Raw genomic sequence first — 22,370 nt, 5'->3', positions numbered from 1 at the left:
CTATGTATCTTGACATTATTTAATATACTCTTACTTATATCCATTTTGTAAGTTTTAGATTAAATTTTATTTACTATCTATTAATAATTATTTTCTTATTTAAATCTTAATTCATTATAATGTTCATTTCTTATTATACAAATGCTACTCCATAAGAAATTAAGTTAGAATTTTTATCTAATAAGAATTTTAACTTTGTACTTTCGATTACATCAATAAATTCTTCAAGATCTGCTGATATGTATTTATCATTATTTAAATATAAAACATTGTAGTTGTCTTTTATATTTGCACAAATAATCATTCTATCTTTGCTATATTTATTTTCAATAATAGTAGAAGTTATTGAGTGATTAAATATAAAAAGTTTATCTTCAGTAGGGAATGTATTTATTCTTATAAATGAACTAAAATTATTTTCATCAATTAAAGTAATCTTTAGTTCATTTTTCTCATTTAATATAAAATCATTTTTATTAAACACATAGCCTACATTTAAAGAACCATTTACTATATCTATCAAATCAGTAGATACTAAAGTATGAGAATTATTTATATTTATTATCTCTATTATTGCTTTAGGTTTTTTTATTGAGACATCTAAAATTATATTAGTTATATTAAAACAATTATTAATATCTCCAAAATAATTTATATCAAATATTGGAAATATATATGAATGTTTAATAATTAATACTGGTCTAAACCCAAATGTTGTACCTTTATTATTAAAAGTATTGTTTGTTGAGTAGTTTGTTAGACTAGAATACCCTCTAGTTATTATTTTAGAATTATCAGATGCTGATATAGAACTTGTTATACTACAAATGTCCCAATTCCAAATAGTTTTATCTCCTGGAGTTATTAGTCCATCCAAATCTGAATTTACAATATACTTATCATATTCAGATAAACCATTATTGTTAGAGCCACCAGTTAATGAACGCACTATTAATAAATTATGTTTGTAAGGCTGATTATCTAATTCATTACCATATATAAATCCTTTTTGATTTATTTCATCAAAAGACAAATTAGGAAAGACTTTATCAGATATTAATATTGATTCTCTATCTGTATGATTTACACAAATAAAATTCATGTCTGTCCCACTATAAAAATCTGTGAAACCATTATTATAAGTGTAATTACATGAAATGTATTCTCCAACTTTTATTACATTAATAATTCTATTTTTTTCTAAAGGTAAATCAGCGATATATCCTTCTTCATTTATATCTATACAATCAACAACCACAAATCCTTCTTTAACAGGTGATATTACAACTTCATGTATAGAATTTTCTAGATTTTCTAAACTAATTGCAAGTACCTGTGGAATAGGTTGACTGTTATATGAATTAGCTATATACTCAATTCCATCAATAGTTATCTTGGTATTGTCTTTTGGCCTATTTGAATTTTTATCTGATATAAGCCTTAACTTATTTCCATAAAATTTGAATTTATAACTGCTATCAGTACTTTTAAGTAAAGTGATTGAGCCTCCATAATAAGCACTATTAGACTCTGAACTACAATTTTTATTTATAGATCGTATTTTTGATTCATCATATCTTTTCCAACCTGCTTCTGGTTGAAGTAATTGTTCACCTACAATAGCCATTATTCTTCACCACCTATAACCAACATAGGTCTAAATCCTACATTAGAAGCCGTATAGGTATTATTTATTATACCATACCTTTTAGGGCTACTATCATTTACGAATTGATCATTATATCCCCTAACAGCAATTGAGACTCCATTTGGTCTTGTTCCCCATACATCTACAACTGATAAAATCGCAATGTTATCTGTTAAAGATGCAATATGTTTATAATTCCATATGTCATTATCGCCTACATCTATCTTTCCATTTAAATTATTTTTCCATATATATGTATCCCAATCATTAATAGTTGGCCAACCTCCTTGATTTTTATTAACTAAACTTGAAGAAGAGTTTTTGTACTCGTACTCTTTAAGTATTTCTAATTCTCCTATAGCTACATAACCTGTTGCTCCACTAAAATTAAATTGATAATATAAGTATTCTACTTGAGAATTAAAATAATGGTAAGATACAGCTCTAGCATTTTGAGGAAAGCTTGATGACTCATATATTTTTTCAAACTTTTCGTTGTCATTACTACCATATACGATACATAAATTTGGAGCTTGAGGGAATGAATCACTATTTCTATTAGTGAATATAAATCCATTTGAAATTATTTTTTCTTTTTTTGAAAATATTTTTATATATGAATTTGCTTCATTAGGACTATGCCAACAATCATTAGAATCAATGTTTGTTTTATTAAATGCTTTATACGTAAGAAGTGCGTCACTAAGAGACCCACTTGCATAAAGTATATATTCATCAGTTTCATTTGCATTTAAAGCTTTTTTAGGAAAAGATATTGTTATATCATTATTGTAAGCCACTCCTCCATCTGGTAAACACATAGAGAATTTTTTATAAAAAAAATCTAAACATTTTATAGTTACACACCCAGAGTTAGAATTTGAATTTGTTATTTTTATTCTATAATGATTATAAAAAATTTCATTTCTAAAGATATAATTTTTAATTTGATCATGTTTTGGAGCTGGATTTTCTTTAACTGTATGTAAAATAATCCAATTTAATTCATCATTACTAGCCTCTATAGTCCATTCTGTTGCTGACTGTGGAAACTGTTCGTTATTTCCAAAGTGAAACTTATATGAGTTTATTCTTTGAGGTTTTCTTTTGAAACTAACTTGTAATATATGTGGATAGCTATATAATCCACTGTGCCATCCTATTTTGTTACCAAATGCATTGTAAGCATACCTATTTGCATACACACTACTAGCTTTTAAAACATATTCATCTGTCTCATCACTTTCACAAATATTCAGAGGAAATATTTTTTCTCTATAAAAGATATCTAAATTACCATTAATCTCATTCCAAGATATATTATTTTGTATATTTCTATCTGCTATTAATTTATTATCATCTACTTTAACAAAAAAGAATTTTCCATCTGGAGTTGAATTTGATACATCCCTTGGAATTTCGTTATAGCTACAAGTTCCCAATTCTGAAAAATCTCCCACTTTCCCAGCAGTTGGAGCAGTATATCTACAAGATACTATATCTCCTATCTCCATACCTTCTATTAATGTTCTCTGTGTCAATTTAGATTCTATTGGTGACAATATATGTCCACCTTCATCTATATCTATACAGTCAAAGAAAAAATAAACAACAACACTATTTTTATTTATTGATATTTTAATATTATGTAGTTTATTATCTAGGTCTAATTTTTCATATACTATTTTAGAAAAATTCATAGCGTTACCAGTTCTTGTGCTAAATTGTTCAACTTTACCATCAAGATTAATATCAATTAAATCAGACCTATCGCTACATACATCACACATTATTCTTACTTTTGAACCAATAAAACTAAAATTAATATCTGTTTCGTCATAAGGAACATTTCTAACATATGTACCTGTTCCACCATAACATGAACTCATAGGAACTCTTTTATACAATTCAGAGTAGAATATATTTATACAATCATCATTATACCTTTTCCAACCTTCCTCTGGTTGAGGAAGGGCGTCTCCAACACTAGCCATACTATTCACCTTCTCTTTCTACTGTATCAAGCTTAGCATCTATATAATAATTAGATGTATAATTAGCTGAAAGATTTAATTCTTTGTCATATTTTAGTTGAATTTTTAAATCAGATATGTTTAGATTTTTATTTATTAAATCGATTTTCGGATTTACAATTTCATTTACTATTTTCACTATCTCTTCTTTATTTACAGACCCTGAGTCTCCTCCAGTTATTGGGAATTTATCTATATTGTTTGGTGGAGGTAAAACTTCATCAAAGTTAATGATATTTGTATCAATACAATCTTTCACATAAATTTTATAGGCATCAATTATAGCGTCTGAATCCATCAAGAACATTAATTTTATATTATTTGAATTTATTTGTGTAAAAGTGTTAATATTGCAGTAGGTAAATTCATTATCATCTGTTGAGTATAAAATATTAATACTACCATGACCCAAAAAGAAAGGTTTAAAATGAGTATATATTTTATCAAATAAAATATTATTTACCTCAAAACATTTACTTGCAAGTATTAACCTTTGATCAGCTTTATAAATTTTAAATCTTTTTATAATACGCCTAACGTTGTTAAATGTCATTAATAATTCAAATTCATTAAAGCCATCATTATAATTATCTAGCAATAAATTGAAAGAAATATTATTGAAATTATCTACTATAGTTTCTTTTAATGAATCATTTATAAAAATTTCAAGCTTATTCATTACATTCGATTTATCATTTATTGATAATATTAATTGATTTTCAGATGCTTGGTTTGCCTTCAATATAGGTTCGTAACAATATAGAATATTTGTTGGTTTAAAATTTTCATTGTATATATTCACATCAGAAATTCTAAACATGCTTAATTCATTAGTAAAACGATAATTACCTCCATCACATCTTTTTGACATATATATGTTGTTGCTTGCATGTTCTTGTGGTATTTCAGATAAAGTATCTGTTTTTTTAAGTATACCATTATGATAAATCTTTATATATTTGTAGTCTTTAATTTCAAAAGCGAAATGATGGTAAACACTTTTATCGAAGTTTGAATAATCTATAGAAGAATATGAATATTCACTAAGATAGAATGTTAATTTTTTAGATTCTGTATAAATTAAATATCCTTTGTTATAAGAAGAAACTCTAGTATCAAATAATATATCTTGTGTACTATTATCATTAAACTTCAAATAAAACTCTATTGAAAAGTTTCTAAAGTGAGGATTAAAATTTTGTATTTGCAAATACCCATAACTCATATTATAAAACTTATCAAATTTACCACCATCAGACATTGTTACTCCATTATTATTTATAACTTTTGGATTATAACTGCTATCCACTACATCAGTGCCGTTTAGAAAAAAAACAGTGTTTTCATCAAGTCTTTGTCTATAATGATACATCTTTTCTTCTACACTTTTAGCATCATTGTATTCAATAATAAATTTTATTTCATTTTTCCCAATTATATATTTTTCATCATATATAATATCAAATATCAAATTTTCAAAAACATCAATGTATTCTTTTTCTATTTTATTGTTTATATATACTTTAACCTTATTTACAGTAGTTGTATTTGCTAAAATGTTAAAGATTATATGATGTTCTGTTTGCTCTAGCATCTCAATATTAGGAGAATAATCATATTGCTCTATTGGTAGTTCAAAATCTTCTGTCCATCTTGCCACATCAGAAATTCTAATATTAGATATATTTGCATTAACTTTGTTTGTCCAAGCGTCGAAAAATAAAAGTTCATTGCCACAGTAAATAGATAATTCTTGTTGTAATTTCTTTTCATATGTTTTTATGCCATTCTCAAAACAATATAAAGTAAGATTTTCTTTTGAATAACAAAAAGCTTTATGTATCCATTTATTAAAGGTTTTACCTCCACAAGTTTCTTTACGAATTATATCCCAAGAACTTCCATTACTACTACAATAAAGAGTTGAAACATCTCCCTCATAATATCCTAAAAGTAGGCCATGTTTTAGTCTTTCATTAGTACTAAATATAGCTGCATCATAAACTGAGATTAAATTCTCAAACCATTCTATTGTAAAACTGGTGCTTCCATTCAAAGCTATCTCTTCAGATGGAATTTGAATTAATCCAGTATTCGATTTGAATGATTTTCCAAATAAATCATCTTCAACAATCAATACATCTATAGCAGTTACTGTTTTTGGATTTAAACTTAAATCATTAAAAGAATCACCTTTTAGATATAATAAAGTATGTTCATCTATTCCTTGTATATTATATACTTCTTTTATATCATTTATTATACAAATATCAGAATCTAAGTTTTCAGTATATCCACTTAAAAGGATTTCAAATACGTTAATCCAACTACTAGTACTGCTACATTCTATACTTATATTATTATAATTAGCAGTTGTGACATCAATGTCAACAGTAGTTAAATTATTTGGTACTACTAACGTTTTTTGACCTATTATTTTTGTACCAGACTTAATTACATAATTATTTTGTGATTCTGGAGATGCACTTACTTTCATTTGTACTTTATTTATATTTGTAGCTTCTTTAAATTCTAGTCTGAAAATTGCTTCAAAAGTTGAAGACATCCATCGTGTATTTATATTTCCATCTATTGCTTTATCTGGAGTATTATCACTATAAACACTATTAGCTGTAGCCATAATTCCTGAAGGTATATAACCATCATTATTCTTAATTAGTGTTATCTTCACATTAAATTTTTTATATACTTTTATTTTTATAGTTTTTAATATTTCATTTATTTCATTTTCATTATGTTCTTCTATATAAACAACCTTATCTTTGCTACTTACTTTGTTATTGTTTATCTCATATTCTGTCATTACATCATAATTTATACCTAAATGTTCTATTTTTAATCCACATTTACCATTAAATTTTGCAAATGCATTCGGAAATATAATTTTATCTTCTTCTACCTTTTTATCACCTAGACTAATTTCTTCTTTTTTATATTTGAAACTAAAATCTACCCTTGCTTCATTTATATATACATCTCTAATATCAGACCAGCCTCCATGAAATGTAATTGTTTTAAAAAACAAATGTTTATATTCATTTTTAGGAATAGGTACAATAATACTTTTATTTACACTACTGTCACTACCATCTGTTTCAACTAATTTAACAAGCGTTCCAGTTTCATCTTCTCCCCATACCTCTAAAAACTCATCTTGTAGACATACTGTAACAGACTCTATAAGTTTATTTTCTCTAAAAATCACATCAACACCCTGATTGTTAGATGTAGCTTGCCAATAAGTATCTTCGTTACTATCTAAAACATTACCAGCAACATTTTTTCCATAACTCTCCTGTTCGGCTTTAGCAGTTGTTCCTTCTGGTATAAGTGATAGGTAAATAGAAGCATTGAAATCATTAGTTGCTTTTATTTTTAAAGTTCTTAAAACATTCTGTAACTTAGTTACATCTTCTTCTGTTATTATATAAGTATTATTTGTAAGTTTTTTATTTATTTTTTTATTACCTGAAACATATTCAATTTCAAATTCATTTTTAAATCCATTATTTATTTCTATAACAGAACTTACCTTTCCAGTCTTATTGGCATTTATGGTTATATTTGGAAAAGATATTTCATTTCCTTCTACATTCTTATATCCTAAATCTATTCCTTGCATCTTATCACCTCACTTTATGTAACATTGTCATTATTTATATCAATCTTACAATCAATTAGATTTTGTATATAGTCATCATTTATCAAAGTATCAGTAAAACTATTTTTATTCAAATTGGTGTTTTTATGATACTCATCTACAATAAGTTTTGTTTTTGCAAGTTCATCTTCTAAACGATTCACTTCGCCCAATACATTAACCACGAACTCTTTTAGTTCCAAATTATTACCATTTAGTATAACTACATTTTGTTCTAACACTTTTACTCTTTCAATAAGGGGAGTTATATCAGCTACACCACCAGAACCTCCACCAATCTCCCCATTTTCTATCATTCTATTAATAATATCTATATCTTCTCTGTTACTTCTTATATTATTTACATTAATATTTATATTGTTGTCTATATCATCTAATTTTTTATTCAATCCAGTAATAGCTTTTATTGGATGTTGATCTTCTATATCCGTATTTTTTAATTGATTATGGTCATTTAAATATTCTGTTTTTCCATATCTTTTTATTTTTACACCCATCTCACCTACCACCTTACATGAATATAATATTAAAACTATATTTATCATCAATTGTTATGCAACTAGAGTCCTTTATTATTTTAATCAAAAACTTAGTTGTAGTTCCAGGCAATAAACTAACCTCTAGTTCTTTAAATAAATCAGAATTTCCACTTGAATCCCCATATGGCATCAAATAAGCCATGCTATTACCTTTATCATAACTAGAAACTCCTACTATTTTTAAAATTCCAGTTTTAGTAAGATTTCCTTCATTTACTACTTTTAACTCATAAACTCTATCTTTACCTTGTACTAATCCTAAATCAAAATCACCATTATTTATATTAGCTTCATCTACAATAAATTTAATTTCTGGTTCAAATGAATACACATCTCCACCATACAACTTATCTATAGTCACACTGTCAAATAATCTACCTTCACTTTCAACTTCTATCCTTACATTGTTTATTGGAAAAAGTTTTGATGATAAATCAACTACAACAGAATCTTTAGTATATTTCATATCTATCTTTGTAACTATTTCTTCATTATTTTCATCATATATTTTAATATTTTGTGTTTTATCAATTCCTATAAGTGTTATAAAATTACTCTTATACATTTCACAATTAAATATTTCTAATGAATTTTTATTGTCATTTAGATAATATCCTATAGAATTAGAATCAAGTAATTTTGTACTTCCAAAATCTTCCCAATTTAATCCATCTTTTGATGCTCTAAGATTTAATACAAAGTTCTCAGAATATATTACTTTTAAATATGAATAATATATTAATTCCATTTCTGCTGATAGTTCGCATTCTATGTAATTTTCTGTAATAGACTTTACTATACAGCCACCATTATTAGATTCTTTTGGTTCATATCTTATATGTGTTTGAAATACATATCCAGACTCTTTTGGACATGGTATCAATAATTCTGTTTTGTCAACATTTTCAAGTATTTTAATAGAATCACCTGTAAAGGTGATTCTATTATTATCACTTGGAAATATATCCCATAGAGGATTCATTGCACCATTGAATTCCTCACTAAATATATGTCCTGTAGATATTTTATTCAATTTTTTTTTACTCTGCATGAACTTCAACCCTTATACTAGTTACTTTACATATCTGAAAATTTTCATACCCATATTTTTTCACTAGTGATTTAGTAGTTGCTATTGCTGATTGTAAAGTTGGCATGTCACATACTACTCTCCAAAATTCATTTGCTTCATTTGGTGGTCCAGATAATACATTTTGATTTACTTTCTCTTTGTATTGAATTTGATAATTTACCATAATATCTCTTCCCTTCTAACATTTTTGATAATTACTTAGTAATTTATACTTGTTATTTCCTGATTACTCTTCGTCTACCTTTTTCTTTATTATCATGATGTTTAAACATGTAATCTTTAAATGTATCAAGTGCATATGCAACTTGTACTGAATTTTGAATTCCCAATTTAACTTGTGTACCCTCTATAGATTCACCTGCAATGGTTAACATATCTATCAAATATTCAACAGTTTTATTCGTTTTTCCAAGCTTTCCAAGATACTTTATATTAACAGATTTATTGAACATATCTTTTATTTTAAAAACTGCTATATCTATGAAAGATTCCTCATTATCATAAAAAAACAAAATTTCTACTTCTTTAACTTCTTTTGGAATTGTCAAATCTATATTGTAAGAGGGCTTTTCATCTCCTAAAAATGTATAAATTGCTTCTCCTATATGTATTTCTAACACGCCACTATTTTCCATATAAGCTTTAAATTTTAATTGTAAATCAAATTCTTGATTAACTTTAAATTTTACCCCAGAGTTTACACCTTTTTCTTGATTTGATAAAACAAAATCATTGGTCAATTCTAAGTTATCAATATATAGTATATTTTTTTCTAAATTTCCCAGCGTTTTTTTAGAATAATCAATCTCACAATCTTCTCTTATATACACAACTTCATACTCTGAATTACATAATATACTCATTTCTGCATACCACAAGAAAAGTTTCAATGTTCTTTCAAGATGTGGTATTTTGCATCTATCCCAATAGTATTTTTCACCTATATATTTCATGGTTGAATCTATTAAATCTTTTATAGCTTTTTCAGGCTCTATACCAGCATATCTATAAATATTATGCCTCCATTGATTGTATAGTGTGTCAAGAACATACTTCATAACAGAAACATCAATATTTATAACATCTATTGCTATATTTGCAAAATAATCTACTGGATTTTCTATAGGCAATTCAATTACTTGGTTTCCTGCTTGTGTATATTTTTTTACATACTTGTCCTTATCTAATATTATGAGGTTATCACCAAATATCTTATCTTTATATATATTATAATCAAAACCGTTTTTAGGAAGAATCAATTCATCTTGACTTCCATCAATAACCACAAATTCAGGAAAATATTCTGTTGCAACTCCAAAGAAGCCATCATTATTTTTATATGTAGGTAACTTTGAAAATTTTAATTCAATTGGCGATTCATTAGATGATACACCTTTAATTTTTTTTATTATTCCAAATTGAATTTGATACATATTATAGAGATTAGTATTACATTTATATAATTCGTCTATACAACTTGGAATACTTAATAAATTACCCTCTTTATAAAAATTCGTCAGATTTGAATCATAAAATATCTTAAAGTCATTTTTTTGTATTGTTCCTTTTTCAAATTCTTTATTTATTAGAAGTGTATATTTGCTACTTTCTAATAGCTTATATATATAGTTTTCAAATACATACAATGAAGATTTTGAAAGATATTCTGGTGATATAATTGAGTCAATAAGATACAAATTACCCTCTTGATATTTTCCAAACAACTCATACTCAGTTATTGATGTTTCCTTATTGTTAGATTTTGATATTAATAAGTTATATTCATCATTTTTAAAATCAAACTTTGGATTGTAGTATTTGGAAAATAAATCTGTACTAGAAATATAAATTTTTCGATTGTCAGCCTTTCTTGTATTCATATCTAGGTTATATAAATTAAATGTAGGCTTTCCTTTTATAAAATCATAACTATCTAGTATCTCATATATTTGAATATTTGAACCTGCATGTGTAAAAATTTTAATATTATCTACAACATGAAGACTACCATCTATGTTTTTTTCAATATTGTCTAGTAAATTATATAACTCTATATAATCTTCACCTTTATATAATTTATATTTAGATTCTAAAAATGTTTGTATTTTACTTGAATATCCCTTTGATAAATACTTTTTATCTTCTATAAGTATTTGTTTATTAAAATTATTTCTCAGTTTTATATTCTCATTTATTAAAATCTCTGACATGTTTGGCATATCAATAAAATAGGGCAAATTAATATATATATTAGATGAAGAATTTGATGTAGATGTTTTATTTTCTTCAATAAAAACATTCCTCAAATCTCCATCTTTTATAAGTTTTTGTAAATCTATAGATAGATTTTCAGTATAACCTTCAACCAACTTTGGTTTTTCCATAAAGATTTTATTATTTATTGAACTTTTAAGATTTATATAATCATTTATATTTATTTTTTTGTCTAAGTCTCTAATATTTTTTTCAAAATCAAGTATGTATGTATCATTTTCTGTTTCACTTATATTTACATCTATATTGTCTCCAAAAATTTGTTTACTTGGTGTGCCTATCATATCCTCATAATCATAATTTTTTAGATACTTATCAATATTACTTACTTCTGTTATATTGTATTGGAAAGATAATGTGTTTTGATTAGTCCGAAATGTATTATAATCATTATTTATTTGAATTTTATTTCTAGTATCTTTATATTCTACAAATAGTAGATATTCTATAATTGATTTATCTAAATATTGCTCTTCTCTAATTAAATACTTCAATGCATCATTAAAATTTCTAAATTCCTTAAGACCTTTATAAAAACTTATACATTCATCACTATTTTTATCATATAGCTTTTTATATATTTTATTTATACAGATATTCTTAACTGATATTGGTTGTAAAGACTTCTTACTTTTTATAAAAAATTTCTGTTTTTTACTAATATTCATTGACTTTATATCATTTTTTAACCTCAACAAAGTATTGCCTATATTGCTTTCTGTGTGTTCACACTCTATCTTATAAAATAAACTTATAGAGTTTTCATCCCCAGAAAGATTATATTTAAAATTAGCACTGACGAAAACGCCAGTGCTAAACTTAAAAGTTGCAATCATCTATTCTTCAATCATAGCTAATATCTTAGCTGAATATATCTTAGAGGCCTTAATTTCTTCTGAAGTTTCTTCTCCTGATAAGACAGTGATTTTAGCTTCTATTTTTAAATTAAAGCTAAAGTCACCAGTGCTAGAACTAGGTCTTACTATTATAGCTTTATAAGAAAGAGACTGACTATCAAGTTCTAATTTTATATTTGCTGATGTTAAATCTTCACCTTCATTATCAAGTGCTGAAAAAGTTAATGACATATTTTCAACTTTAGCAGGTAATGTAAAATTATTGCTAAGTTCTGTTAATGATTTATTTGGTGCAATATATGAAGCAAAATCAAAAGTTTTTACAAAATCATCAACCTTTTCTTGATTAGTAGGGTCTTGTTTAAGTATTCTAATATTAGTTATGGTCTTAATAGATGTAAGTTCACCCTTAGTAAGAGTTGCTGTAACAGATACAATACTATCGCCATCTTTATATGCAGGTCTAGTGACTACCCCTTTGTCACTTAGACAAGCAGAATTACTTGTAGTCCATGTTATTGCTATTTCATTTCCTATAGTAGTTGGAAGTATTAAATCAGTTGTGACCTTATTTATATCAGAATTTTTATTTCTAATAAGTTCCCAAGTTATTGCATTAGCTGCAGATTCGACTTCACCTTCTTGAGTCCATGCTGGTACTGTAACTTTAAATTCTTTACTTCTACTTACACTTCCCTTTGATACAATAACATTTATAGTAACTTTTGCATCTACTTCTCCAAATACAGGTCTTGTTACTCTTCCTGATTGTCCTATTATATTCGGACTAGAAGATGACCATACTATAGTTGAACCACAACTACCTTTTTGTATAAATGTTAGATTTTCTGTAACTATACTTGGTATAGATATGTTTCCTATATCCTCTAGGATACTTTGCAAATCAGTTCGCTTTGATGCTTTTACAAGCACCTTAAATTTTTTAGTTTTAGAGACTTCTCCAGATTTCACGTTAGCAGATAAATATATTTCCTTATCTCCTTCATAGAAATCTGGTCTATTAATTATACCTAACATTAATATTCATCCTTTCTATTTCTAATCATATTTTATATAATAGGTTCCTCTTGTAAATCTGATTCATCCAACTCATCTGTAGACTTTACATTTACTTCAGTTTGGACTTTTCTGCTTTTATATCTAGCAGTTATAACGGCTCCACCTATTTTTATTCCATCCAATTCTCCATTTTGAGAAACAGTAACTATACTTTCATTTGATGAAATCCAAATTACTTTATCATCCACTACTACTTCTTCTCCTTCAAGTAGGGAAAGAGCTTTTTTTGCTCCAACTGTTATAGTTGGGTTTTCAGGAGATATTTTTAATTCTAATGTAGGTTCTTCAACATCTGCTCCTTTAGAAAAACTTACTATATTCATGTCAGAAGAATCCCAGATTATTTCTAATCCATTATTTGTTTTATCAGCAAAATAAACTGATTCTGTATTGTTTGTACAAGAATAGATATCTTTATACATATCTTGTATTTCTCTTAATGCAGCTTCACACTTAGAATCATCATTACTTTCATTATATTTAAGTTCTTTTAATATTCCAACACCGTATCTTTCATTTGGAGAATTTGCAAAAGGAGTATAAGGAGTAGTTAATGGAAGGTATATATATGTTTCTTCTGGTTTATCTTCGTATTTCTCAAAAGATTTGTTTACTATTAATTCATCAAATGGGAAGAGTGATTCAGCATCTATCACTATCATACCTGATAAAGCTCCACGAACACCTTCTGCACTATGGACAATTTTTATTCTATCTGCGAAGTATTCGTTTGTATAAACTGATTTGCCATACATATGTTTTTTCATGAATTGCTCTGTTGATGAGAACATAAAATAGTGACTTTGGAAATAGTCAGCAGAATCTGTCTTATACATTGCAAAATCTGTTGTTCCATTTGCTGTATGTACACCATAAGTCTGATGGTATTTTATATCTACAAGATTCCCATACTTATCTCTATTTGAACCACCTTCTTGAGTAGTTCTTTCTTCTACCTCATCAAAACCTAGATAAAAATAAATTGGTTTTTCAACCATTCCATCTTGTGAACCATAGATATAATAACTTAAGTCATTTAAGAGACCTTTTCCATCATTTTGTGCTACATATTTTCTTATATAGTTGTATAAGTCTTGTTCATTATAAGTTACCTGAACTTCCACTATCATATCTTTTACTATTGGTTTATTTATAGTTATTGGCAATTCAGATGGAAAAGTAATTTTTTCTCTTGATATGGATGTTCTTGCATTAGGTGTAATATAATATGTTCCATATCCGTTATTATATTTTACGTTTGGATTCATTAATCCAAACTCAGATGCAAATTCATTGTTTACAGATGCACCTATTGTAACTTGTAAACTAGGTTCATATATAGTCGTTTTCCCACCTGCAATATTTGATCCAAAATCTCTTGGTATATCCCTTCTATTATAGGTATATTTTATTACAGTATCTGCTGGTCTATTACTAAGTAGTGAATTATTTAACCAAGGAAATGTACCTATATTTACCCATGCTGACTTAGCACCTGCATTTGATATAACAGCCTTTCCTGATGTTTTGCCACCATCAGTGCCAAGTGTATTAACTCCATTGAAAGGCTCACTGTACTTAATATTAAACTTTGGTATAGAAGGTACAGATGAAGAAGTTGCAAATATACCAAAATTTCCAGCTATATCCTTTTTAGCAAAATCAAAACTGTCAATAGAGCCTATATATGCTTGACCAACTAAATATCTATTATCCTCATAATCTACATTTGGATTACCTGTAACATTTATAAGTACTCTATTTGGATGTATATTAGCAAGTACTCTTATCTTAGTCTTATTGTTTAAAGAAGATGTAATAGGAATTCTTAAAAGAGCATCTGATCCAGTTATACCAAGCTCAGATTTAAACTTTTCATCAAAGTCTGTAAACCAAGATAGTTTACACCATTCAGATGAAGCAGAGTTAAATTCAGCTATATCTCCAGTTACCATATCTATAACATTTTCTGCTGGACCAGAATAATCCTTATTTGGATTATCAAAAATTCTCATATAACAGTTATGATAGTTTCTAGCTTGTGCATCTTTCTCACCAGTTTTTAGATTTACAACTTTTGGTACAGTTTTTCCATCTCGTTGTTGAGTAGGGTCATCCAATTCTGTATCACATAAATACTTTGGAAAGTACACTTCCATATACATAACTGCATTTTCTTCTATAGCTTCATCCAAAAGTCCATATTTTGAAACTTCATCAGAACCAACTTTTATTGTTTGCTGAGTAATTCTATCAACTGGTCTTGTAACAGCTCTTACAACAACAGAATCAGTTATTTTAGAAATTTGATCTTTAGTTATTATTTCATATTCTCTTGCATTTACCTCATCAAAAGAAGAGACTTCTCTATCTTTTATAAGTTTAAAGTTTGGATTTGGATATACTATATTCCAACAATCTTCTTTTGAAGGCAATGACTTTCTCATTAAATTTCCAGATACATCTTTTACTTCTTTAGTATAATTTCCTAAGGCTAAAACATTTGCTAAATCTTTTACAAAACTATCTGCATCTGTTTTAAACTCATGGAATACAAAGTCTTTTATTTCATTACTTAACATATTTAATTTTCCTTTCTATCCCTAAATTGGTTCTGGGTCTTTTAACATTCTTATCCCAAACCATAATTTCTTAGAAGTTCCACTATCATTATGAAATTTTAAAACTACTCTTGAATCTGGAGGTGCTAGATATACATATGTAGATGAACCTAAGAAAAGACCTTCTTTTACTTCTCCTAAATACCAATCTTTAAACCACAATTGTCCATTAAAATATAAATTATAGTGGTCATTTTCTCCATATCCACTACATGTAACAGATATAGCAAGAATCTCAACCTCAGATGGAGATAAAACTATCTCTTCTTCAAATACTCCTCTAAGTGCTGGAACTTCTATTAGCCTCATATAATTATATGGTTGTGTTTTTGATGCAAATCCTCGTATACTCCCTATCGCTTTTATTTCTTTTACTACATTAACTTCATTGAGGTTATCTATATTAGAAACAGATTCAAGTTTTTCTACGCTTTTAACTTGCTCCAAGTTTTCAATATTTTTAAGAGTCTCTATTTTTTCTATTTCAGATAGGCTATCTATTTTATCTATACTTTCTATGTTATTTATTTCTTCTATATTTCCAACTTTTTTTATTTTATCTAAATTCCCACCAGCACTATAAGTGACATTAAAGTTACTCATAATTTCACCTCTATCATACTATTTATTAAACTTCTTCTTTAGGCACTGGTTCTACTTCTATAGTCTTGTCCTCAACACCAGTTAATACTGGAGGTATATTATCTATTACAGATACCAGCCTAACTGCTATAGTTTCATTTGATGATTTATCAGATACTTTATAAGTAACTTGATATTCTTTTACAACAGATGTATCAACTAAATCTCCACCTTCAACAGTTATTAAATCTGTTAAATCTCCATCAACTTCATCTACAGCTGTTACCCCTTCTAAAGCATCAAAGTTCTCATTTAAATTTAATGTTAAGTCATCTATACCTGAAAACACTGGCTTAATAGTATCAACAACAGTAACTTTTCTTATAGCACTTGCTTCATTATTTGCTACATCTGTAACTTTGTATGTTAATATTTGTTCTCCTAAAATAGAAGTATTAATTACTCCTTCTATTACTATCTTTGAAGTTAAATCTCCATCTATATTATCATTAGCAGTAACTCCAGCCTTTGAATCAAATGTTGAGCCATATTCTACAGTACAATCTTCAACACCAAATAATATAGGAGCTATATTATCAACAACTGTTATTATTCTATTTACTACACTTTTATTTTTAGATTTATCTTCTACAGTGTAGACAATATTATTCTCTCCAGGTATAGCATTATCTACTGTTCCATCTATAACTATAGAATCAGTTAAATCCCCATCTATATCATCCATTGCTGTAACTCCAGCTCTTAAATCTAGTTCTTCCAATAAATTTATAGTCTTATCATCAGCACCACTTATTATAGGAGCACCTGTATCTACAACTGTTATTGTTCTATTTATTGTTGTTACATTTCCAGATTTATCTGGGGCTGAATACTTCAAAGTATATTGCCCTATTACATTGACATTGACTTCCCCTTCAACTGTGACAAGTTCTGTAACATCTCCATCTATATTGTCTATAGATCTAACTCCTTGCATTGGGTCAAAAGAACTACCTCTTGGTATCTTCAAATCATTAAAAATCATAATATTTTCTCCTTTATTTTTATTATAAATATTTTTGAAAAGTTTTTTAGAATATAAATATATTAGCTATTTAAGAAAATCTATTACTTGTCATCTAAATACCACTTATTCTCTGTAGCATTATCATTCAATATTCCAAGTGCTGTGAGTAAAGCTAAAAAACAATTTACTGTATCAGAATAATTTTTTGGTAGTATATCGACATATCCAAAAGATTGAATTGTAAGTACTAACATCGCCGATAGAGAAACCCAAAACCCTTTGTTTCTTAATCTCTTTTTTAAATAGTTCTTCATATATTCTCTCCTTTGACTAGCGTTTTATTTTTTTACGTTGTTTTCTAGGAATGTTTGGAGTTAATGTACAATAAGTTATATAACCTGAACTTTCACTAGACTCCTTTCTTGCTTGATACAAACAGCCTTCTTTTTTAATACAATAACAACATTTTATTCTTACTGCTTTTGAATAAAGTTCTTCTTTATCTTTCTTTTTAATATTTTTTTGTTTAACAGCCACATATTCACCTTCCTTATTAATACTTTTCATTTTCTGAATATACCAACTATCTTTCTCTATTGTAAGTTATTTAGTAAAAAATTCTCTTATTTTTGATTTATTCCATAATGAATTGTAAATATCTCTTTTATAAATTACAGATAACATACAAGCACTTATCAGTTCATCAATTCTAATTTCTATATCGTTTAAATTATCTTCCTTTATTTCATTAACTAAATTGGAATCATCTTTCAAAACATCTAAATTCATAAAACCATTTATAAATGTATTTACATCATGTTTAGCTAAAAACAAATTATGTAAAGAAGTCTCTATATTCCCATAAACACTTTTGTCATTAAATAAATCATTTTTCATAGTTTTATTTATAAGATTAAACTTTTTGCTTAAAATAGTATAAGTTTCTGAATTTATTGGTTGCCTTTTTTTATTATTTTCAATCAAATATAACTCTTTAACTATTTTTTCTATATCATTACAGTATTCTAATAAAATAAATGCACTTTGGACATCATAAAATAAAGAAAAATAATTTATATTATGATTAATATCTTCATATTCATATTGATTCAATTTATCAATAAATGAATAATCTACATCATCAAATAAATAATCATTCTTTTTGGTTGTATAAATTCCATTTATAAAGACTTTTCTTATATTCAATAGTTCATCTTTTATATTTAAAATTTCTAAGTAACTTTCAAACTTAGAGTCACCATATAAATTATTAAAATTTTCGTCTTTTAGTATGTCTTGTTCATTTTCTGTAAAGGAAAAACAATAATTTTTCATAATTTTACCTTGGTATGTATCATTCTCTATCAAACTCAAATATGATTTTGATAATGATATAAGTTTATTTAATTTTGATACTACACTTGATGGATGATACATTTCAAATGATTTTAAAATATTAGTTTTATAATTCTCAGCTGTAATAGATTCACTTGTACACTTTGTTGATTTATATTCAAAATCATCAAATCTACCTACTTTTAAATTAGGTCTATAGCTCAATACATCTTCTTCATTTATACTTTTATTCATATTCCTTAAACCTTCCTTGTTTAAATATCTTAGATTTGCATACTTAAGCTTGTTAGCATTTAAATAATGCTAACAAGCTTATTTGAGGTTATTAGACTTGTTGGTATTGCGTGGCTTTTTGAGTGGACATATTTTCTATTCACTTGGTAATATACCCTATATAAAATATACTTTGTTAAATTAAAAAGTATATTTTTTCTTTTATATAAAATTTTTTTTTAATTTACTTTCAATATCTGCTAAAGTATTTCCATATGTAAAATCAGTTATGCTCATATTATTTGCTACATTATGATTCAAATTTTCATCATAGGCTAACTTATAATACTTAAGCTTACTCTGAAAGTTGTTATTTGTATTTATTATTAACTCCCTGTGATTTTCATCTACTTTTACAACTACACCTAAATAGTTATATCCTTTTTCTATAGCATGCTTAAAACAACTCTCTAAATTGATTTTTTTTAACATTTTCTCCCCCTATTATGTTTAACTTTTTATATTTATTTATATACATGTATACAATGATTAATTTTCGTATCATCAAAATTAATATTATATAAAAAATATTCTACCTACCATACTATTTAATTTATTAAAATTTACATTATTAAATATAATTTTTACATTACAATAGTAAAAGAGCTTAATTTTCGTCAAATGTCAAAGAATATTTATCATCTATATATATACCTATACAGTTCTGCATTTTGTAACAAAAAAACAAAATTTATATTATGCTTTTTGTAGAATATATGTATTTAGAGCAAAATATTGTCTTTGTAATTATATACTTGTTTAAATATTTCAAATTAATTTTCATAATATAAGAAATTATACAATCTCTTATACTAATATATTTAACAAAAAATGGATTTAATTTATCATATAACTTCTTAAAAACTAATATGAATAAAATTAAATCCATTATCATCAATTGTGAAACTATGCATTTGATTTTTTTATTATAAAAGGAATTGTTACAATTGTACCTATTAAAGCATCTACCATATCAATCATAGTATCTTCTAGTCCACCAGCTTGTGTAGTAGTACCAATAAAAGTATCCATTAAAAATTCACCTATCTCCCACAAACTAGCTACTCCCATACTAAACATAAATACAAATATAATTAAAAATATTTTACTCATTTTGCTTATATCTCTTTGTGTATAGAAATATTTGATTATGGAAAATGCCACAATAGCAGATATTATTCCTGACCATAAATGTAAAAAATCATCATAATAATTTATATCATAAAAATTAAAACAAGTACCTAATAATGCTGAAAACATTATAAATAAAGCAAGAACTATATATAGCTCTTTACTTAACAACCTTTGATTTTGCTTATTTATAAAACTCAGTATAAAAGTACCAACTAAACTTATTGCTACTAATCCTATGTTACCTAATTCTTTGTTGATTGCAAAAAATATAGCAGAAAAAATATAAATTATATATAATAGTATAGTTATTGGTTTTAAAAGTTTATTCATACACACTTTACCTTTCTAAAACAAGTCTATAATAGCTTAGGATTAACATCATTATCGCCATAACCATAAAGATTTAGTGGTTTAAGAGCTGGCCCTTCAAGTATATTTCCCTTGTAGTCAAATCTAGAACCATGACATGGACAGTCCCATGTTTTTTCTTCACTATTAAAATTCAGTTCACATCCTAAATGAGTACATGTAGTATCTACAATATAAAATTCTCCCATATCATCCTTATACACACCATATCTTTTCCCATCAATATTAACAATCTTTCCTTCTCCATTATTTTTAGGCATATCTCCACTACCTATTTTTAATTTTCCACTTACATAATTCATTGCTACATTTGCATTTTCCTTTATAAAATCCTTTGAGAAATAACTGCCTAATCTTGATGGATTAAAAGTATCTTTATAAGCTGAATTATTATTTACTATCAAATCCTTTATTATTATTCCTGCAACAGTACCATTAGTAATACCCCATTTAGAGAAACCTGTAGCTACATAAATATTGTTTTCTCTTTTATTAATGTAACCTATATAAGGAACATTATCAAAACTCATATTATCTTGAGCTGACCATTTACACTTAAAATCTTTTACCTTAAAGACCTTTTTTCCATAATGCTCTAAGTCATTAAATATTTCTTTCTCAGTTCCTCCTTGACCAACTTTATGGTCTCCTCCTCCAAAGATTAGTAAGTTCTCATTTCCATCATTATATTGTCTAAAAGTTATGGATGGGTCATCTATACTTATAAACATACCTTCTGGCAATTTATTTTCTAAAACTGCTGCCATTAAATAAGCACGTTCTGCGTATTCTTTTGCAAAATAAAAATTCAATCCATCATACCATGGACTATGGGATGAAATTATAACATTCTCAGCTTCTATTGTATTATCTTCTCTTGTCTTAACTCTACATATTTTCCCTTTTTCTAAATCCACTACTGGTGTATCTTCATATATTTTTAGACCTAAGTGTACTGCTATTTCTGCTAATCCATCAATATACTTTTTGGGGTTAAATTGACCTTGATTTGTAAAACTAATAGCTCCCTTTATATCTAATGGAATATCTTCTATAGTTTCATGATATTCACACTCTATTCCTATTTTTTTACATGTACGATATTCATCCTTTATATCCTTTATAGTATCTTCTTTTTCTGTAAACACAAAAGATGGTTCTCTTTTAAAATCACATTTGATATTATTATCTGTTATTATTTGTTCAATTAAGTTTAGAGCTTCATTATTTGCATTATAATATGATTTTGCTTTCTCTAATCCATATTTTTTCTCTATCTTAGAATAAAATATGTCATGCTGACAAGTTACTTTACCAGTATTTCTTCCTGAAGTTCCATATCCTATTTTATCAGCTTCAACAAGCGCTACTTTTTTACCCTCTTTTGCTAATAAATATGCAGTTGTTAATCCAGTTATACCTCCACCTACTATAAGACACTCTACTTTTATATTTTCGCCTAATTTTTTATATTCCTTTGGATTTGAATTTGAAAACCAATACGATTCGTTCATATAAAATACTCCTTTACATATTAAATAATAGTAGTTTTCCCATCATCAAGTTTATTTATTATAAATAGCATAAAAAATAAATATCTCTTTGTAATGAATACTCTGTTATATTACTTAGTATAAATAGAAATAACTATATAATTAAGTCAACGCAATTAATAACACATACCAAAATTTAGTGTATAGAATCTACAAATTTTATAAAATAAAAACTAATACATCTCTGATTAGCATTTTATAGTTACAAAAAAATATTACTAGAAATCAAATTTTCCAGTAATATTTAAT

At 26.4% G+C, this 22,370-nt stretch carries 17 protein-coding genes; all 17 read right to left on the bottom strand.

The window, feature by feature from the left end; genetic code table 11:
* Positions 1-133: 133 nt before the first annotated feature.
* The 17 genes from Q3223_RS03160 to Q3223_RS03080 all read right to left on the bottom strand — a co-directional run bounded on the left by Q3223_RS03160 (position 134) and on the right by Q3223_RS03080 (position 22,082).
* On the bottom strand, positions 134-1,627 hold the full coding sequence (locus tag Q3223_RS03160; protein ID WP_407811606.1) for a hypothetical protein: 1,494 nt from the start codon (positions 1,625-1,627) through the stop codon (positions 134-136).
* Positions 1,627-3,642, bottom strand: coding sequence for a discoidin domain-containing protein (locus tag Q3223_RS03155; protein WP_284182081.1), 2,016 nt, complete (start codon positions 3,640-3,642; stop codon positions 1,627-1,629). The genes Q3223_RS03160 and Q3223_RS03155 overlap by 1 nt, the downstream gene beginning before the upstream one ends.
* A 1-nt stretch (position 3,643) precedes the next feature.
* A complete protein-coding gene (locus tag Q3223_RS03150; RefSeq protein WP_284182082.1) occupies positions 3,644-7,324 on the bottom strand; it encodes a LamG-like jellyroll fold domain-containing protein in 3,681 nt (1,226 codons plus the stop codon).
* A 14-nt stretch (positions 7,325-7,338) separates the two neighbouring features.
* Positions 7,339-7,860, bottom strand: a complete 522-nt coding sequence (locus Q3223_RS03145) for a hypothetical protein (protein WP_141668732.1) — start codon at positions 7,858-7,860, stop codon at positions 7,339-7,341.
* A 13-nt stretch (positions 7,861-7,873) separates the two neighbouring features.
* Positions 7,874-8,953: a hypothetical protein gene (locus Q3223_RS03140; RefSeq protein WP_284182084.1), complete on the bottom strand. Its 1,080-nt coding sequence runs from the start codon at positions 8,951-8,953 to the stop codon at positions 7,874-7,876.
* The gene (locus Q3223_RS03135; protein ID WP_054270811.1) at positions 8,943-9,158 is read right to left on the bottom strand and encodes a hypothetical protein; all 216 of its coding nucleotides are present in this window, start codon (positions 9,156-9,158) and stop codon (positions 8,943-8,945) included. Before Q3223_RS03135 ends, Q3223_RS03140 begins: the two co-directional genes overlap by 11 nt.
* A gap of 52 nt (positions 9,159-9,210) precedes the next feature.
* On the bottom strand, positions 9,211-12,105 hold the full coding sequence (locus tag Q3223_RS03130) for a hypothetical protein (RefSeq protein WP_407811602.1): 2,895 nt from the start codon (positions 12,103-12,105) through the stop codon (positions 9,211-9,213).
* Complete coding sequence (locus Q3223_RS03125) at positions 12,106-13,164, bottom strand: immunoglobulin-like domain-containing protein (RefSeq protein ID WP_407811600.1); 1,059 nt, start codon at positions 13,162-13,164, stop codon at positions 12,106-12,108.
* A gap of 32 nt (positions 13,165-13,196) precedes the next feature.
* Positions 13,197-15,788: an Ig-like domain-containing protein gene (locus Q3223_RS03120; RefSeq protein WP_407811598.1), complete on the bottom strand. Its 2,592-nt coding sequence runs from the start codon at positions 15,786-15,788 to the stop codon at positions 13,197-13,199.
* A 21-nt stretch (positions 15,789-15,809) separates the two neighbouring features.
* Complete coding sequence (locus tag Q3223_RS03115; protein WP_223153159.1) at positions 15,810-16,430, bottom strand: glutamate-rich protein 5; 621 nt, start codon at positions 16,428-16,430, stop codon at positions 15,810-15,812.
* Between the two features lie 25 nt (positions 16,431-16,455).
* Positions 16,456-17,454: an immunoglobulin-like domain-containing protein gene (locus Q3223_RS03110; protein ID WP_284182087.1), complete on the bottom strand. Its 999-nt coding sequence runs from the start codon at positions 17,452-17,454 to the stop codon at positions 16,456-16,458.
* 83 nt (positions 17,455-17,537) lie between these two features.
* The gene (locus tag Q3223_RS03105; RefSeq protein WP_074178349.1) at positions 17,538-17,750 is read right to left on the bottom strand and encodes a phage holin; all 213 of its coding nucleotides are present in this window, start codon (positions 17,748-17,750) and stop codon (positions 17,538-17,540) included.
* Between the two features lie 16 nt (positions 17,751-17,766).
* Positions 17,767-17,973, bottom strand: a complete 207-nt coding sequence (locus Q3223_RS03100; RefSeq protein ID WP_054270817.1) for a hypothetical protein — start codon at positions 17,971-17,973, stop codon at positions 17,767-17,769.
* A 66-nt stretch (positions 17,974-18,039) separates the two neighbouring features.
* Positions 18,040-19,026: a hypothetical protein gene (locus Q3223_RS03095; protein WP_407811595.1), complete on the bottom strand. Its 987-nt coding sequence runs from the start codon at positions 19,024-19,026 to the stop codon at positions 18,040-18,042.
* Between the two features lie 201 nt (positions 19,027-19,227).
* The gene (locus tag Q3223_RS03090) at positions 19,228-19,497 is read right to left on the bottom strand and encodes a hypothetical protein (RefSeq protein ID WP_054270819.1); all 270 of its coding nucleotides are present in this window, start codon (positions 19,495-19,497) and stop codon (positions 19,228-19,230) included.
* Between the two features lie 474 nt (positions 19,498-19,971).
* A complete protein-coding gene (locus Q3223_RS03085; RefSeq protein WP_284182088.1) occupies positions 19,972-20,529 on the bottom strand; it encodes a hypothetical protein in 558 nt (185 codons plus the stop codon).
* A gap of 26 nt (positions 20,530-20,555) precedes the next feature.
* Positions 20,556-22,082 carry an FAD-dependent oxidoreductase gene (locus Q3223_RS03080; protein ID WP_284182089.1) on the bottom strand — a complete coding sequence of 509 codons (1,527 nt, stop codon included), beginning with the start codon at positions 22,080-22,082 and terminating at the stop codon, positions 20,556-20,558.
* Positions 22,083-22,370 lie beyond the last annotated feature (288 nt).

It is taken from the genome of Clostridioides sp. GD02367 (assembly GCF_045900275.1).
Lineage (GTDB): Bacteria > Bacillota > Clostridia > Peptostreptococcales > Peptostreptococcaceae > Clostridioides > Clostridioides difficile_A.
The sequence above is the reverse complement of the archived record's forward strand: the minus strand, read 5'-3'. Positions and strand labels throughout refer to the sequence as shown.

Bases quoted from the DNA above. Each gene is read 5' to 3' on its own strand.
- Q3223_RS03155 (WP_284182081.1), bottom strand. From the start codon at position 3,642: ATGGCTAGTGTTGGAGACGCCCTTCCTCAACCAGAGGAAGGTTGGAAA.
- Q3223_RS03135 (WP_054270811.1), bottom strand. From the start codon at position 9,158: ATGGTAAATTATCAAATTCAATACAAAGAGAAAGTAAATCAAAATGTA.
- Q3223_RS03125 (WP_407811600.1), bottom strand. From the start codon at position 13,164: ATGTTAGGTATAATTAATAGACCAGATTTCTATGAAGGAGATAAGGAA.
- Q3223_RS03150 (WP_284182082.1), bottom strand. From the start codon at position 7,324: ATGCAAGGAATAGATTTAGGATATAAGAATGTAGAAGGAAATGAAATA.
- Q3223_RS03120 (WP_407811598.1), bottom strand. From the start codon at position 15,788: ATGTTAAGTAATGAAATAAAAGACTTTGTATTCCATGAGTTTAAAACA.
- Q3223_RS03140 (WP_284182084.1), bottom strand. From the start codon at position 8,953: ATGCAGAGTAAAAAAAAATTGAATAAAATATCTACAGGACATATATTT.
- Q3223_RS03110 (WP_284182087.1), bottom strand. From the start codon at position 17,454: ATGATTTTTAATGATTTGAAGATACCAAGAGGTAGTTCTTTTGACCCA.
- Q3223_RS03085 (WP_284182088.1), bottom strand. From the start codon at position 20,529: ATGAATAAACTTTTAAAACCAATAACTATACTATTATATATAATTTAT.
- Q3223_RS03130 (WP_407811602.1), bottom strand. From the start codon at position 12,105: ATGATTGCAACTTTTAAGTTTAGCACTGGCGTTTTCGTCAGTGCTAAT.
- Q3223_RS03090 (WP_054270819.1), bottom strand. From the start codon at position 19,497: ATGTTAAAAAAAATCAATTTAGAGAGTTGTTTTAAGCATGCTATAGAA.
- Q3223_RS03105 (WP_074178349.1), bottom strand. From the start codon at position 17,750: ATGAAGAACTATTTAAAAAAGAGATTAAGAAACAAAGGGTTTTGGGTT.
- Q3223_RS03115 (WP_223153159.1), bottom strand. From the start codon at position 16,430: ATGAGTAACTTTAATGTCACTTATAGTGCTGGTGGGAATTTAGATAAA.
- Q3223_RS03095 (WP_407811595.1), bottom strand. From the start codon at position 19,026: ATGAATAAAAGTATAAATGAAGAAGATGTATTGAGCTATAGACCTAAT.
- Q3223_RS03145 (WP_141668732.1), bottom strand. From the start codon at position 7,860: ATGGGTGTAAAAATAAAAAGATATGGAAAAACAGAATATTTAAATGAC.
- Q3223_RS03160 (WP_407811606.1), bottom strand. From the start codon at position 1,627: ATGGCTATTGTAGGTGAACAATTACTTCAACCAGAAGCAGGTTGGAAA.
- Q3223_RS03080 (WP_284182089.1), bottom strand. From the start codon at position 22,082: ATGAACGAATCGTATTGGTTTTCAAATTCAAATCCAAAGGAATATAAA.